The following is a 14,530-nucleotide window of genomic DNA, read 5'->3' on the forward strand; positions in this document are numbered from 1 at the left end:
TGTTCGGGTCGGCGCACATGGCCATCAGGCGGTTCGCCCCCTACACCGACCCGCTGCTGCTACCAATCGTGGCGCTGCTCAACGGACTTGGCCTGGTGATGATCCATCGACTCGACCTGGTCAGCAGCCAGCTCAGCGGCCGCCATCACTCCAGCGCCACCCAGCAGATGATGTGGACCCTGGTCGGCGTCGTCACGTTCGCCCTCGTCGTCACGTTTCTCAAAGACCACCGGCAGCTGGCGCGGTACGGCTACATCTGCGGCATCGCCGGATTGGTGCTGCTGATCATTCCCGCCTTGCTGCCGGCGTCGATGTCCGAACAGAACGGCGCGAAAATCTGGATTCGCGTGTCCGGCTTCTCGTTTCAGCCCGCCGAGTTCTCCAAGATCCTGCTGCTGATCTTCTTCTCAGCCGTGCTGATCGCCAAGCGCGGACTGTTCAACAGCGTCGGCAAGCACTTCATGGGGCTGACCCTGCCGCGCCCGCGCGACCTCGCACCCCTGCTGGCCGCCTGGGTGATCTCGGTCGGGGTGATGGCCTTCGAAAAGGACCTCGGCACCTCGCTGCTGCTGTACGCGTCGTTCTTGGTGGTGGTTTACCTTGCGACGCAACGGTTCAGCTGGGTGATGATCGGCCTGGTGTTGTTCGCGGTGGGCAGCGTCATCGCGTATTTCGTCTTCGCTCACGTCCGGGTGCGGGTGCAGATGTGGTGGGACCCGTTTTCCGACCCCGACGGCAGCGGTTATCAGATCGTGCAATCGCTGTTCAGTTTCGCCACCGGCGGCATCTTCGGCACCGGACTGGGCAACGGCCAACCCGATACCGTGCCGGCCGCGTCAACCGACTTCATCATCGCGGCGTTCGGTGAGGAGCTGGGGCTCGTCGGCCTCGCCAGCATTCTGATGCTCTACACCATCGTCATCGTCCGCGGCATGCGCACCGCGATCGCGACCCGGGACAGCTTCGGCAAGTTGCTGGCCGCGGGGCTGGCCTCCACGTTGGCCATCCAGCTGTTCATCGTGGTCGGCGGTGTCACGCAGCTGATTCCGCTGACCGGGCTCACCACGCCGTGGATGTCCTACGGCGGATCGTCGCTGCTGGCGAACTACATTCTGCTGGCGATCCTCGCCCGCATCTCCAACAGCGCCCGGCATCCCTTACGCGGGCGCGAGCGCACCAATTCGCCGATCGCGGCGGCCAAGACCGAGGTAATCGAGAAGGTATGAACACCTCTCTGCGCCGCATCTCGGTCACCGTCATGGCGCTGATCGTGCTGCTGCTGCTCAACGCCACGATGACGCAGGTGTTCGCCGCGGACTCGCTGCGCGCCGACCCGCGAAATCAGCGCGTGCTGCTCGACGAGTATTCGCGCCAGCGCGGCCAGATCATCGCCGGCGGCCAGTTGCTGGCCTACTCCGTGGCCACCGACAGCCGCTTCCGCTTCCTGCGGGTCTACCCGAACCCGGCGGTGTACGCGCCGGTCACCGGTTTCTACTCGCTGCGCTATTCCAGCACCGGTCTGGAGCGCGCCGAGGACCCGCTGCTGAACGGATCCGACGAGCGGTTGTTCGGCCGCCGTCTGGCCGACTTCTTCACCGGCCGCGACCCGCGCGGCGGCAACGTCGACACCACCATCCGGCCGCGGGTGCAGCAGGCCGGGTGGGACGCCATGCAGCAGGGCTGTGGCGGCACACCGTGTAAGGGCGCGATCGTGGCCCTCGAGCCGTCCACCGGCAAGATCCTGGCGATGGTGTCGTCGCCGTCCTATGACCCCAACCTGCTGGCGTCGCACGACCCCGAAGTGCAGGCGCAGGCATGGCAGCGGTTACGTGACGACCCCGACAATCCGCTGACCAACCGCGCCATCTCCGAGACCTACCCGCCCGGTTCCACGTTCAAGGTGATCACCACCGCCGCGGCGCTGCAGGCCGGTGCGACCGATGCCGAGCAGCTGACCGCGGCGGCCTCAATTCCGTTGCCCGACAGCACCGCAACGCTGGAGAACTACGGCGGCCAGCCGTGCGGCAGCGAGCCCACGGTGACGCTCAAGCAGGCGTTCGCCCTGTCGTGCAACACCGCGTTCGTCCAGCTCGGCATGCACACCGGCTCGGATGCGCTGCGCAGCACGGCGCAATCGTTCGGCCTGGACACCACCCCGAGCGTCATCCCGTTGCAGGTCGCCGAATCCACCGTCGGGATCATCCCGGACGCCGCCGCGCTTGGCATGACCAGCATCGGCCAAAAGGACGTGGCCCTGACGCCGTTGGAGAACGCCGAGATCGCCGCGACCATCGCGAACGGCGGCGTCACGATGCAGCCCTACCTGATCGACAGCCTCAAGGGACCCGACCTGGCCAACATCAGCACCACCGCTCCCTATCAGCAGCGCCGCGCGGTGTCACCCCAGGTCGCCGCTAAGCTGACAGAGCTGATGGTCGGCGCCGAGAAGGTCGCACAGCAGAAAGGGGCCATTCCCGGCGTGCAGATCGCATCCAAGACTGGTACGGCAGAGCATGGCTCCGATCCGCGCAACACGCCGCCGCACGCGTGGTACATCGCCTTCGCGCCCGCGCAGACGCCGAGAGTCGCCGTGGCAGTGTTGGTGGAGAATGGCGGCGACCGCCTGTCCGCGACGGGAGGTGCACTCGCCGCGCCCATCGGACGGGCTGTGATCCAAGCCGCGCTACAGGGAGGACCATGAGCCCGCGAGTTGGTGTGACGCTGTCTGGCAGATACCGCCTGCAGCGCCTGATCGCCACCGGCGGCATGGGCCAGGTGTGGGAGGCGGTAGACAGCCGGCTGGGCCGGCGCGTCGCGGTCAAGGTGCTCAAACAGGAGTTCTCCCAGGACCCGGAGTTCATCGAGCGGTTCCGCGCCGAGGCGCGCACCACCGCGATGCTCAACCATCCCGGCATCGCCCAGGTCCACGACTACGGCGAAAGCCAGCTGGACGGGGAGGGCCGCACCGCCTACCTGGTGATGGAACTGGTCAACGGTGAGCCGCTGAACTCGGTGCTCAAGCGCACGGGCCGGCTGTCGCTGCGGCACGCGCTCGACATGCTCGAACAGACCGGCCGGGCCCTGCAAATCGCCCACGCCGCCGGTTTGGTACACCGCGACGTCAAGCCGGGAAACATTCTGATCACGCCGACCGGCCAGGTGAAGATCACCGACTTCGGCATCGCCAAGGCCGTCGACGCCGCGCCGGTAACCCAGACCGGCATGGTGATGGGCACCGCCCAGTACATCGCCCCCGAACAGGCCCTGGGACACGACGCCACCCCCGCCAGCGACGTCTACTCGCTGGGCGTCGTCGGCTACGAAGTGGTCTCGGGCAAGCGGCCGTTCGCCGGTGACGGGGCCCTGACGGTGGCGATGAAGCACATCAAGGAGCCGCCGCCGCCGCTGCCCGCGGAGCTGCCGCCCAACGTCCGCGAGCTCATCGAGATCACGCTCGTCAAGAACCCCGCGATGCGGTACCGCAGCGGCGGGCCCTTCGCCGACGCGGTTGCGGCGGTGCGGGCCGGCCGGCGCCCGCCGCGGCCCAGCCAGTCGCCGCCCCCCGGGCGGGCCTCGCCGGCGGCCATTCCGTCCAGCCCGACGACCAGGGCGGCCGCCGTCTCCGGCACCCGGGCCGCGGCGCCGCGGCGCTCCCGGCCCGCCACCGGAGGACATCGCCCACCCCCGGCCCGGCGCACCTTCTCGTCGGGTCAGCGCGCGTTGTTGTGGGCCGCCGGAGTGCTGGGGGCCCTGGCGATCATCATCGCGGTGCTCATCGTCATAAATTCCCGCGGGGATAACCCGCAGCAGCCGCCGCCCCCGACGGTCACCGACACCGGAAGCCCGCCGGCGCCGCCGCCGAGCAACACCCCGACCGGTTACGCACCCGGGCTGCGGCTTAATTGGACGGATCGACCGACGATAGGTAATTCTGGACTGCAGCGAGGGCCGGCCGGGCGCGGGTGGGGCGAACCACTGACGTCCGGCGCGTCACCGGCCCGACACGAGATACCACGATGACCACCCCTCAACACCTTTCTGACCGCTATGAACTGGGCGAAATCCTCGGCTTCGGGGGCATGTCCGAGGTTCACCTGGCCCGCGACGTCCGCTTGCACCGCGACGTCGCGGTGAAGGTGCTGCGCGCCGACCTGGCCCGCGACCCCAGCTTCTATCTGCGGTTCCGCCGCGAGGCGCAGAACGCCGCCGCGCTCAATCACCCCTCCATCGTCGCGGTGTACGACACCGGCGAGGCGGAGACACCGACGGGTCCGCTGCCGTACATCGTCATGGAGTACGTCGACGGCGTCACGCTGCGCGACATCGTGCACACCGACGGGCCACTGCCGCCGCGGCGGGCCATCGAGATCATCGCCGACGCGTGTCAGGCCCTGAACTTCAGTCATCAGAACGGCATCATCCACCGCGATGTCAAGCCGGCGAACATCATGATCAGCAGCACCAATGCGGTCAAGGTGATGGACTTCGGCATCGCGCGCGCGATCGCCGACAGCGGCAACAGCGTCACCCAGACCGCGGCCGTGATCGGCACGGCCCAGTATTTGTCGCCCGAGCAGGCCCGCGGCGACACCGTCGACGCCCGGTCGGACGTCTACTCGCTCGGTTGCGTGCTCTACGAAATCCTCACGGGCGAACCGCCTTTCACCGGAGACTCGCCCGTCGCCGTCGCCTACCAGCATGTGCGCGAGGACCCCATTCCGCCGTCCCAGCGACATGAAGGCATCTCGGCCGACCTCGACGCCGTCGTGCTCAAGGCGCTGGCCAAAAACCCGGACAATCGCTACCAGACCGCGGCCGAAATGCGCGCCGATCTGGTGCGGGTGCACAACGGCGAACCACCCGAGGCGCCCAAGGTGCTCACCGACGCCGACCGGAGCGGGATGCTCGCCGCCCCGGGAAACCAGCCCGGGCCGCGCACCGATCCGCTGCCCCGCCAACCCCTGCGCCACATCGACGACCGCGAGGGCGGTTCGGTCGGCCGCTGGATCGTGGCCGTCGCCGCGCTGGCGGTGCTGACGATCGTCGTGGTCATCGCCTTCAACACCTTCGGCGGCACCACCCGCGACGTCCAGGTGCCCGACATGCGGGGCCAGGTGTCCGCGGATGCCATTGCGACGCTGCAGAATCGGGGCTTCAAGACGCGCACCCTGCAGAAGCCCGATTCCACGATCCCCCCCGATCACGTCATCAACACCGACCCCGGCGCCAACGCCTCGGTTAGCGCGGGCGACGAGATCACGATCAACGTCTCGACCGGTCCCGAACAGCGCGAGGTGCCCGACGTCTCGTCACTGAGCTACTCCGACGCGGTGAGCAAGCTCAAGGCGGCCGGGTTCAGCAAGTTCAAGCAGACGAACTCGCCGTCCAGCCCGGAGCTGCTGGGCAAGGTGATCGGCACCAACCCGCCGGCCAACCAGACCTCCGCGATCACGAACGTCATCGCGGTCATCGTCGGCTCGGGCCCGGAGACCAAGCAGGTGCCCGACGTCGGGGGTCAGACCGTCGACGTCGCGCAGAAGAACTTGACCGTGTACGGGTTCACCAAGATCACCCAGGCGCAGGTGGACAGCACCCGGCCGGCCGGTGAGGTGATCGGTACCAATCCGCCCAAGGGCCAAACGGTTCCGGTGGACTCGGTGATCGAGTTGCAGGTGTCCAAGGGCAACCAGTTCGTGATGCCCGATCTGAGCGGCATGTTCTGGACGGACGCCGAGCCACGGCTACGGGCGCTGGGCTGGACCGGGGTGCTCGACAAGGGCCCCGACGTGGACGCGGGTGGCTCCCAGTCCCACAAAGTGGTCTATCAGAACCCGCCCGCCGGCACCGGCTGCAACCGCGACGGGGTCATCACGCTGAAGTTCGGCCAGTAGCTTCCGGTTCGGCCGGGACGTACGGCTGCACCGCCGCGCGCACCTCGTTCTCGAGCCGGCGGACCAGCGTGTCGTCGCGGGTCCAGCCGCAGTAGGTCAGCCAGTTCGCCAGCATCCGATGCCCGCCCTCGGTCAGGATGGACTCCGGGTGGAACTGCACTCCGTGAATCGGCAACTCGGTGTGCTGCACGCCCATGATGACGCCGCCACGGGTGCGGGCCGTCACTTCGAGCACCGGGGGCAGTGACTCCGGCAGGATGGTCAGCGAGTGATACCGGGTCGCCGTGAAGGGGTCTGGAAGCCCTTGCAGCACACCGGTGTTGGTGTGGAAGACGCTGCTGGTCTTGCCGTGCAGCAGCTCGGGGGCGCGGTCGACCGTGGCGCCGAAGGCGACGCCGATGGCCTGGTGCCCCAGGCAAACCCCGAGCAGCGGGGTGCGCTCTGCGGCACACGCGCCCACCAAACCGATCGACGCGCCGGCTCGTTCCGGGGTGCCCGGCCCGGGGCTGAGCAGCACGCCGTCGAACCGCTTGGCGACGGCCGCCTGGTCGGAGAGTCGGGCGTCGTCGTTGCGCCACACCTCGGCCTCGACGCCCAGCTGGCCCAGGTACTGCACCAGGTTGAACACGAAGCTGTCGTAGTTGTCGACGACCAGGATCCGCACCGTGCCAGGTTACCGCCCGCCGGAAATCAGTAGCCGATGGTTCCCATGGGCTGCGCGAAGTGCAGCCGGTCCGGCTCGGTGTGACCGACGATCTGGACGTCGGGCTTGACCTCTTCGCGGTAGCCGAGCCCGAATCGGACCACGTACTGGCGGTACAAGACGACCAGGGGAGCGGCGGCCAGGGCGGCCTGCATGGCGGCCGCGTTGCCGACCGCGGTGATCGTGTACGGCGGGCTGTAGGTGCGCCCGTTGAGCAGCAGGGTGTTGCCGACGCAGCGCGGCACCGAGGTGGCGATGATGCGCTGGTCCTGCATCTGAATCGCCTCGGCGCCCGCGCTCCACAGCGCGTTGAGCACGGCCTCGATGTCTTGCTGGTGCACCACCAGGTCGTCGGGGGAGGCGTCGCGGGGGAAGCGGCCGTTGGCGTCGCGGGGGGCGTCCTCCAGGGTGACCGTCAGGCCCGGGCCGTGCACGGGGTTCATGCCCGCCTCGGCGGCCAGCTCGGCGGAGCGCCGCAGCATCGCCGCCAACGCGCGATCCGAGGACCGTCCGTGCGCGGCGTCGATCTTGCCGGCCAGGGCGTCGCGCTGAGCGTTGAGATGATTCACCGACGCCTGGGCCTCACGGACCAGATCGACCAGCCGCGGGGCATCGCTGCGCCGGATTTCGGCGCCGCCGGACACCCCGTGCGTGGCGGCGAGGAGCAACCCGGCGAGTAGACAGACCACCGGTACGCCGAAGCGCCATGGTGACCGGCGTCCGTCGCTCATCGGCTCTCCAATTTCCAGGTCGCCGTGCCAGGTGAGTTAGTCTCGTAGCCAAGCTGCGTGTGCAGCTTCGGTCTTTATCGTCGCACCCCGTCCCGCTCACCGTCTTCTCGAGGTCATCATGCCGAAGTCCAAGGTCCGTAAGAAGAACGACTTCACCGTCAGCTCCGTGAGCCGCACGCCGGTGAAGGTAAAGGTCGGGCCGTCCAGCGTGTGGTTCGTCGCCTTGTTCGTCGGGCTGATGTTGATCGGGCTGGTCTGGTTGATGGTGTTTCAACTCGCGGCCGTCGGCAGCCAGGCGCCGACCGCCCTGAATTGGATGGCGCAACTGGGCCCGTGGAACTACGCGATCGCCTTCGCTTTCATGATCACCGGTTTGTTGCTGACGATGCGCTGGCACTGAGCGCGGCCCGGGGCGGAATGAATTCATTTTTGGGATGCTTGGTTACTGCGCCAGCAACATTCCCGCCCCCCAATCACACGCGTGTGATTTATCCCCACTGTTGATAGCGTCTGTGGATAACTCCATCGGCCATGGTGGGAGGGCCTGAGCGGCGGATGCAGCAAACACAATGGGAGCCCCGCACGACGGGAATCGCTGGTTGTGGGGTCGCGGGCGTTTTGATGGCTATCGCCAGTGTGACCGCAGTCACAGACCCGCCGGGGCGCGTTTTGACGGGGATTGCCGCGGTGGGTCTGATCTTGTTTGCGGGCGGCACGTGGCGCGCGCGTCCGAAGCTGGCAATTACGGCCGACGGCTTGCTGCTCCGGGGATGGTTCCGGACGCAGGTATTGCAGCCATCCGACATCAAGATCATCCGGATCACCGAGTTCCGCCGCTACGGACGCAAAGTCCGGCTGCTCGAGGTCGAGACGGCCGACGGCGGTTTGGTGCTCTTCTCCCGTTGGGACCTCGGGACCGACCCGCTGGAGGTGCTCGACGCGCTGACGGACGCCGGTTACGCGGGCGCGCGTCCGCCGGGATGACGGGGCCGGCCGGGCCTACGAGATCGTGATCGACTCGATGACGACCGGCTCGGTGGGGCGGTCGTTGCTGTCGGTCGACGTCGTCGCGATCGCGTCGACAACTTGCTGCGACTCGGGGTCCGTGACTTCACCGAAGATGGTGTGCCGCCGGTTCAGGTGAGGAGTCTTGCCCACCGTGATGAAGAACTGGGAACCGTTGGTGCCCGGGCCGGCGTTCGCCATCGCCAGCAGGTATGGCTTGTCGAATTGCAGTTCGGGGTGGAACTCGTCGGCGAACTTGTAGCCCGGGCCGCCGCGACCGGTTCCGGTCGGGTCGCCGCCCTGGATCATGAAGCCCTGGATCACCCGGTGAAAGACCGCGCCGTCGTAGAACGGGCCGGAGGACCCGCCCGATGCGTTCTGGGTCGAGTACTCCTTGGTGCCCTGCGCCAGGCCGACGAAGTTGGCGACGGTCTTGGGGGCGTGGTTGCCGAACAGGGCGACTTTGATGTCGCCGCGGTTGGTGTGGAGTGTGGCGGTAGCGGTCTGAAAGGGGCTGTTGGTCACGGCATGAGAGTCTGCCACTACGCGTGGGTCCGCCCGCAGCCGGTGCCACCCAACCCGCGCGGGCGCCGAAAACGCGCCGCGCGCATAACGGTTCCGCCGGCGTCCCTATGCTGGCAGTCTGTTCAGGACGCACAGAAAGGCGGCAGATGAGCGCGAAGGCGGAATCTCGGCTGACCCCGCGGGAGCGACTTGCCCGCGGCCTGACCTACTCGACACTGGGACCGGTGGACGTGACCCGGGGGGTCGTCGGCCTGGGTGTCCAGTCGGCGCAGTCGGGCGCGTCGCAGATTCGCCGCAAGTATCAAGAGGGGCGCCTGGCCAAAGAGCTCGCCGCGGCCCAGGAGACGCTCGCCCAGGAGCTCGCGGCCGCGCAGGAGGTGGTGTCCAACTTGCCTCAGGCGCTGCAGGACGCGCGGCGGGCGCAGCGCCGAACCCGGCGCCCGTGGGTGTTCGCGGGGGCGGCGGTGGTGGTGCTTGCCGGCGGCGCCGTGGCGTTCAGCATCGTGCGGCGGTCGGTGCGGGCGAAGCCTCAGGATCCGCAGTCGCGGCCGCCAAGCGTCGACGTTCAGCCGCGCCCGTGATTTGTGGAGCCTAGGGGAATCGAACCCCTGACACCCGCCTTGCAAAGGCGGTGCTCTACCAACTGAGCTAAGGCCCCTCGCCGTGACTGGGTGGCTGACCGGACGGGTCGTCCACCGCCACGTGCCAGACCTCAACCCCGCGCCGGGACCGCGCCACCGCCGCCGCCACCACAGCGATCAGTGTGATTGGCAGGGCGAGTCTTACGCAACGTCTGGACGGGCACATGGTTGTGGGCCTAGGAGGACTCGAACCTCCGACCTCTTCGTTATCAGCGAAGCGCTCTAACCGCCTGAGCTATAGGCCCGTACGCGCAGTACGGCCGAGCGACGAGATTACCGCAATCGCCGCCCCACCCCCAAAAACGCTAGTCGCGGTCCGCCAGCGTCACTTCGATGCCGCCGATCAGATCGGTGGTCAGGTTGTAGACGAACGCGGCGATGGTGGCCATCGCGGTCAACAGCACGATGTTGACCAAGCCGATCAGCACGGCGCCGCCGAAGATGGTGCCGCTGGAAACGAGCTCGCCGCTGCTGCCGCTGGTGTTATTGAGCAGGTCGCCCACGTTGCTGTTGAGCTTGGACCACACGCCCATTCCGCCGAGCACCAAATACAGGAACGCCACAGCGATCATCCACACGAAGAACAACGCGACCGAGAGCAGCAGCGACACCTTCAGCGTGCTCCACGGGTCGATGCGGCGGATCTGCATGCTGGCCCGCACCGGGCCGCGCGGGCGCCGGGACACCTGGGTGCGGCTTTCCCGGCCCTCGCGGGCCTCCCGATTCTCCGCGCCCGACGACCGGCCGGCCCCCAGCAGGCTCGACGCCTCCGGCGAGCGCTCGGGCGGGGTCTTGCGCTGCGACGCCCGCGGAATGGGGCCGGACAGGTCCGGCAATTCGCTGGCGTACGCCTCCGCGGGCGGGCCGTCGCCACGGGGGTGCGGGGCGTCGGCCTCGTGCGGCGCGGTCTTGGCCTGCGGCGCGCCGGGTGCGGCGGTGCCGGATATGAAGCGGTTCAGCCGGGCCTCGACTCCGGTCGGTTGGCCCGGCTCGGCCGGGCGCTGCGGGGGACGGGGTCCGCCGCGCGGCCGCGGCGGCGAATCCCCGGCGTCCGGGGCACGGCCGCCCTGTGCGGGCGGCGCCGCGCGGTGTATACCGGCGCGCTCGGCCGAACCATCCCCGTTAGGGCCGTCGCCCTGATTGGGGACACCCGGCTCGTTCGGTGAGCTCACCCCGACTCCTTACATTGTCTGGTCGGGCCGAGTCTAATTGCCCGGCCGTTCGAGGGGCCGCCCGGATTGACACCGGCTAGCCGTCCGCGTCCGCGGCGCCCTCCGCTTCCTCGACGACCTCGTCCGCGTTCTCCTCCGCGTTGCGCGCGATGGCCAGCAGGGTGTTGTCCTCGCCCAGGTTCATCAGGCGAACGCCCTTGGTCTGCCGTCCCGCCTTGCGGACCTGTCTCGCGTCGGTGCGGATCACTCCGCCGCCGGAGGTGATGGCGTAGAGCTCGCTGTCGTCGTCGACGATCAACGCGCCCACCAACCTGCCGCGCCGCCGGTCGTACATCACCGTCAGCACACCCTTGCCGCCGCGGCCCTGCACCGGATACTCCTCGATCGCGGTCCGCTTGGCGTAGCCGCCGGAGGTCGCCACCAACAGGTACGTGCCTTCACGAACCACGTTGAGCGACAACAGGTAATCGTCCGCGTTGAACCGCATGCCCTGCACGCCGGAGGTGGCGCGCCCCATCGGGCGCAGCGCCTCGTCGGTCGCCGAGAACCGGATGGACTGGCCGTTGGCCGACACCAGCAGCAGGTCCTCATCCGACGAGCACAGCACCGCGCCGACGAGTTCGTCGTTGTCGCGCAGGTTGATCGCCACGATCCCGCCGGACCGGTTGGAGTCGAAGTCGGTCAGCTTGGTCTTCTTGACCAGGCCGTTGCGGGTGGCGAGCACCAGGTACGGGGCGTCCTCGTAGCTGCGGATCTGGATGACCTGGGCGATGCGCTCCTCGGGCTGGAAGGCCAGCAGGTTGGCGACGTGCTGGCCGCGCGCGGTCCGAGACGCCTCGGGCAGTTCGTAGGCCTTCGCGCGGTAGACCCGGCCCTGGGTGGTGAAGAACAGGATCCAGTCGTGGGTCGAGCTCACGAAGAAGTGCTTGACGATGTCGTCCTGCTTGAGGCCGGCGCCCTGCACGCCCTTGCCGCCGCGTTTCTGGCTGCGGTACAGGTCGGTCTTGGTGCGTTTGGCGTAGCCGGTCTCGGTGATGGTGACGACCACGTCCTCGCGGGCGATCAGGTCCTCGTCGCTGACCTCGCCGTCGGCCGCGACGATTCGCGTGCGGCGGTCGTCGCCGTGCTTCTCGACGATCTCGGCGAGCTCGTCGCGCACGATGCCACGCTGCCGCTCGGGCTTGGCCAAGATGTCTTCCAGGTCGGCGATCTCGGCCTCGATCTTGGCCAGGTCGTCGATGATGCGCTGGCGCTCCAGGGCCGCAAGGCGACGCAACTGCATGTCCAGGATCGCCTGGGCCTGGATCTCGTCGATGTCGAGCAGCTCGATCAGGCCGGCCCTTGCGATGTCGACCGTCTCCGACGCGCGAATCAGGGCGATCACCTCGTCCAGCGCGTCGAGGGCCTTGACCAGGCCGCGCAGGATGTGGGCGCGTTCGTTGGCCTTGCGCAACCGATAGGTGGTGCGCCGCACGATCACGTCGAGTTGGTGCGCCACGTAGTGGCGGATCATCTGGTCCAGCCGCAGCGTGCGCGGCACCCCGTCGACGATGGCCAACATGTTCGCGCCGAAGCTGGTCTGCAGCTGGGTGTGCTTGTAGAGGTTGTTCAGCACCACCTTGGCCACGGCATCGCGCTTGATCTCGACGACGATGCGCACGCCGACGCGGTCGCTGCCCTGGTCCTCCACGTTGGAGATGCCGGCCAGCCGGCCGTCGCGAACCTGCTCGGCGATCGAGGTGATGAAGTTGTCGTGATTCACCTGGTACGGCAACTCGGTGATCACCAAAGAGGTTCGGCCCCTTGCCTCTTCGACCTCCACTACGCCGCGCATCCGGATGGACCCGCGGCCGGTCTTGTAGGCGTCGGAGATGCCCTGGCTGCCGACGATCAAGCCGGCGGTGGGGAAGTCGGGCCCCTTGACGCGCTCCATGCACGCCGCCAGGGTGGCCTCCTCGTCGGCCTCGTGGTTTTCCAGGCACCAGAACACGGCCTCGGCGAGCTCCCGCAGATTGTGCGGCGGGATGTTGGTCGCCATGCCGACCGCGATGCCGCCCGAGCCGTTGGCGAGCAGGTTGGGGAACCGGCTGGGCAGCACCGTAGGCTCTTGCACCCGGCCGTCGTAGTTGGGGATGAAATCGACTGTCTCCTCGTCGATTTCGCGCAGCATCTCCATGGCCAACGGCGTAAGGCGCGCTTCGGTGTTGTGACTGACGAAGCCGTTGGAGAGGAATGCGTGGTCGTCGGTATCAACGCGCAGGCTGTATACCGCCTGTACCCCCGCCTCCGTCACCGACGCGACCCGCGCGTAATAGAACCGGCCGTCGGTGAGGTCGGTCGCGATCGCACGTACATCCGGATCTGCAATGTGCGCAAGGATTTCAGCGCCGCGATCGCGCCAGCGTTGAATGCGGTCGATGTTGTGGCGGTTCAGCCAGTCGCGGTCGATCCACCTGCCGCCCGCATGCTTGCGGATGAATGCGGCCAGCCCCGGAACGTGGTCGGCATCCCTGCCGGCGCACGCGGGCATCGCGGCAAGAATTCGCGTCAGCTTGGCTTGCTTGGCACCACCGAAACCGATCCGGGTAGCGAACAGTTCGGCTTGGGCACGGTTGGTTACAACGACCTTGTACTCGCCGACCGCAAATCGGTACCGCTTTGAAACGACCCCGAACTCCAGCAACATCTGCTGGACGTCCACCGCCAGCTGCTCGCTGCGTGTGGAGTAAGAGATCTGAATGGTATTGCGCGGCAAAGCGGAGCAAGAGCCGTCGCCCTCGAAGAGGGCCTGGAGGAACGCCCGCTTCACGGCGGCCGGTGATTGCCAAAGCCATTGCGGCACATGCTTGTCGGCAGAACGTTGCCCGCATAGAACCGCGAGTCGCGTCTTCTGGATCGCCGTCAAGTTCTGCACGTCCAGTTCGTGCAATGTCGATCCCGAGGCGATCGTGCGGGAGTAGGCATAGCGCGGACCACCCACGACGGCGTCGTATGAGGCGACCACCATGTTGAAATAGTCGCGATCGCAGTTGTTGAACCCCGCGCGTGTTTCGGATACGAATCCCTCGCTGATGAAGGCGCCCAGCAGAAGCGCTTCCATCACGTCGTGCCAGTCGGCGGGCCCGAACTCCATCGAAGGGGTGCGCTGCAACACGACATGGTCGTCGGGCCGAATTTCTTCGATCAGTTTCCACAGCAGCGTCGGTACGCCACCGACGTCGACCAGGCACAGCAACGGGTGGTTCGACGTGCCGGTGACTTGATAGCCCTCGGCGGTGCGCACGGTGTAGGTCTGGTGCTCGCCCGAATGAAACAGGCGATCCACCGCAACAGGGTTGCCGTGGCGGTCTAATACCTTGAGTTCGACAGCGTTGTCCGAGTTGGGCCGGGCGGCCGGAACGACATCGCCGATCCGTACGGATTGCCCAAACGGCAAGCGCACCAACGCATCACCCGTCAGGCAGTAGCGCATCGCCGCTGGTGGATCGTTGCCCGGAGAGCCGAAGTTGCCCTGGCCGTCGACCAGGGGGTAGCGCAGCGACCACGGCTGCGCCATGCGCACCAAGGTGTCGTAGATCGACGCGTCACCGTGGGGGTGGTAGTTACCCATCGTTTCGGCGACCGACCGCGCCGACTTGGCGTGGCTACGATCCGGGCGGAAGCCCGAGTCGTACATCGCGTACAGCACGCGGCGGTGCACCGGCTTGAGGCCGTCGCGCACCTCCGGCAGTGCGCGCCCGACGATCACGCTCATCGCGTAGTCGATGTAGCTGCGCTGCATCTCCTGCTGAATGTCAACCGGTTCGATGCGGTCGCCGGCCTCGTCGCCGGGGGGCAGCGTGGTGTCAGTCATCTATTCCCC

Annotated in this window: 12 protein-coding genes and 2 tRNA genes; 7 read left to right on the forward strand and 7 right to left on the reverse strand. The window is 67.7% G+C overall.

Features of this window, described 5'->3' with window-relative positions; translation table 11 throughout:
- From A5702_RS22425 to pknB, 4 genes are all read left to right on the forward strand, one after another.
- Nucleotides 1–1,226, forward strand: a 1,226-nt coding sequence (locus tag A5702_RS22425; RefSeq protein WP_068223862.1) for an FtsW/RodA/SpoVE family cell cycle protein, incomplete at its 5' end; no start/stop codon positions are given.
- Nucleotides 1,223–2,701 carry a D,D-transpeptidase PbpA gene (gene pbpA / locus A5702_RS22430; RefSeq protein ID WP_068223865.1) on the forward strand — a complete coding sequence of 493 codons (1,479 nt, stop codon included), beginning with the start codon at nucleotides 1,223–1,225 and terminating at the stop codon, nucleotides 2,699–2,701. The genes A5702_RS22425 and pbpA, both read left to right, overlap by 4 nt.
- Nucleotides 2,698–4,020, forward strand: coding sequence for a serine/threonine-protein kinase (locus A5702_RS22435; RefSeq protein ID WP_068223868.1), 1,323 nt, complete (start codon nucleotides 2,698–2,700; stop codon nucleotides 4,018–4,020). The genes pbpA and A5702_RS22435 overlap by 4 nt, the downstream gene beginning before the upstream one ends.
- On the forward strand, nucleotides 4,017–5,891 hold the full coding sequence (gene pknB / locus A5702_RS22440; protein WP_055404555.1) for a Stk1 family PASTA domain-containing Ser/Thr kinase: 1,875 nt from the start codon (nucleotides 4,017–4,019) through the stop codon (nucleotides 5,889–5,891). The genes A5702_RS22435 and pknB overlap by 4 nt, the downstream gene beginning before the upstream one ends.
- Here pknB and A5702_RS22445 read toward each other — a convergent pair.
- Nucleotides 5,869–6,555: an aminodeoxychorismate/anthranilate synthase component II gene (locus tag A5702_RS22445; protein WP_068223871.1), complete on the reverse strand. Its 687-nt coding sequence runs from the start codon at nucleotides 6,553–6,555 to the stop codon at nucleotides 5,869–5,871. The two genes, pknB and A5702_RS22445, sit on opposite strands and share 23 nt — an antisense overlap.
- 26 nt (nucleotides 6,556–6,581) lie before the next feature.
- Nucleotides 6,582–7,325: a DUF881 domain-containing protein gene (locus tag A5702_RS22450; protein ID WP_068223874.1), complete on the reverse strand. Its 744-nt coding sequence runs from the start codon at nucleotides 7,323–7,325 to the stop codon at nucleotides 6,582–6,584.
- Between the two features lie 118 nt (nucleotides 7,326–7,443).
- On the opposite strand from A5702_RS22450, the gene crgA reads away from it, so the two are divergent.
- Both crgA and A5702_RS22460 read left to right on the forward strand, forming a co-directional pair.
- The gene (gene crgA / locus A5702_RS22455; RefSeq protein ID WP_055404552.1) at nucleotides 7,444–7,725 is read left to right on the forward strand and encodes a cell division protein CrgA; all 282 of its coding nucleotides are present in this window, start codon (nucleotides 7,444–7,446) and stop codon (nucleotides 7,723–7,725) included.
- 155 nt (nucleotides 7,726–7,880) lie between these two features.
- A complete protein-coding gene (locus A5702_RS22460; protein WP_068223876.1) occupies nucleotides 7,881–8,309 on the forward strand; it encodes a PH domain-containing protein in 429 nt (142 codons plus the stop codon).
- Nucleotides 8,310–8,324: 15 nt separating this feature from the next.
- On the opposite strand, the gene A5702_RS22465 is transcribed toward A5702_RS22460, so the two are convergent.
- On the reverse strand, nucleotides 8,325–8,873 hold the full coding sequence (locus A5702_RS22465) for a peptidylprolyl isomerase (RefSeq protein ID WP_055404550.1): 549 nt from the start codon (nucleotides 8,871–8,873) through the stop codon (nucleotides 8,325–8,327).
- Between the two features lie 128 nt (nucleotides 8,874–9,001).
- On the opposite strand from A5702_RS22465, the gene cwsA reads away from it, so the two are divergent.
- Nucleotides 9,002–9,436 (forward strand): cell wall synthesis protein CwsA, encoded by a 435-nt coding sequence (gene cwsA, locus A5702_RS22470; protein ID WP_055404549.1) that lies wholly within the window; start codon nucleotides 9,002–9,004, stop codon nucleotides 9,434–9,436.
- A 4-nt stretch (nucleotides 9,437–9,440) separates the two neighbouring features.
- Here the strand turns inward: cwsA and A5702_RS22475 are convergent.
- The 4 genes from A5702_RS22475 to gyrA all read right to left on the reverse strand — a co-directional run bounded on the left by A5702_RS22475 (nucleotide 9,441) and on the right by gyrA (nucleotide 14,521).
- Nucleotides 9,441–9,513: transfer RNA gene (locus tag A5702_RS22475), tRNA-Ala, on the reverse strand.
- 154 nt (nucleotides 9,514–9,667) lie between these two features.
- Nucleotides 9,668–9,741: transfer RNA gene (locus tag A5702_RS22480), tRNA-Ile, on the reverse strand.
- A 60-nt stretch (nucleotides 9,742–9,801) separates the two neighbouring features.
- Nucleotides 9,802–10,668: a DUF3566 domain-containing protein gene (locus A5702_RS22485; protein ID WP_055404548.1), complete on the reverse strand. Its 867-nt coding sequence runs from the start codon at nucleotides 10,666–10,668 to the stop codon at nucleotides 9,802–9,804.
- A gap of 76 nt (nucleotides 10,669–10,744) precedes the next feature.
- Nucleotides 10,745–14,521 carry an intein-containing DNA gyrase subunit A gene (gene gyrA / locus A5702_RS22490; protein WP_068223880.1) on the reverse strand — a complete coding sequence of 1,259 codons (3,777 nt, stop codon included), beginning with the start codon at nucleotides 14,519–14,521 and terminating at the stop codon, nucleotides 10,745–10,747.
- Nucleotides 14,522–14,530 lie beyond the last annotated feature (9 nt).

The organism is Mycobacterium sp. E3339 (genome assembly GCF_001666915.1).
Classification (GTDB): Bacteria; Actinomycetota; Actinomycetes; order Mycobacteriales; family Mycobacteriaceae; genus Mycobacterium.